1 rRNA gene is annotated in these 346 nt (G+C 54.0%); it reads left to right on the top strand.

The window, feature by feature from the left end:
• Positions 1–346: ribosomal RNA gene (locus MFP24_RS00275) — 23S ribosomal RNA — on the top strand; the annotation flags it as partial.

Below are 346 nucleotides of genomic sequence, written 5' to 3'. Positions count from 1 at the left end.
CCAGGATGTTGGCTTAGAAGCAGCCATCATTTAAAGAAAGCGTAATAGCTCACTGGTCGAGTCGGCCTGCGCGGAAGATGTAACGGGGCTAAACCATGCACCGAAGCTGCGGCAGCGAACGTATCACTTAAAACGCTTAACGTGACGGCGAAGCCGGCACGTTCAAGCCACAAAAACGTCGAGTCGGCCTGAGTGCCGACAGACGGCAAGGCGTTTTAAGGATACGTTCGTTGGGTAGGGGAGCGTTCTGTAAGCCGTTGAAGGTGGCCTGTGAGGGCTGCTGGAGGTATCAGAAGTGCGAATGCTGACATAAGTAACGATAATGCGGGTGAAAAACCCGCACGCC

The sequence above is a fragment of the Brenneria tiliae genome (assembly GCF_023347575.1).
In the GTDB taxonomy this organism is placed as follows: domain Bacteria; phylum Pseudomonadota; class Gammaproteobacteria; order Enterobacterales; family Enterobacteriaceae; genus Brenneria; species Brenneria corticis.
The sequence above is the reverse complement of the archived record's forward strand: the minus strand, read 5'-3'. Positions and strand labels throughout refer to the sequence as shown.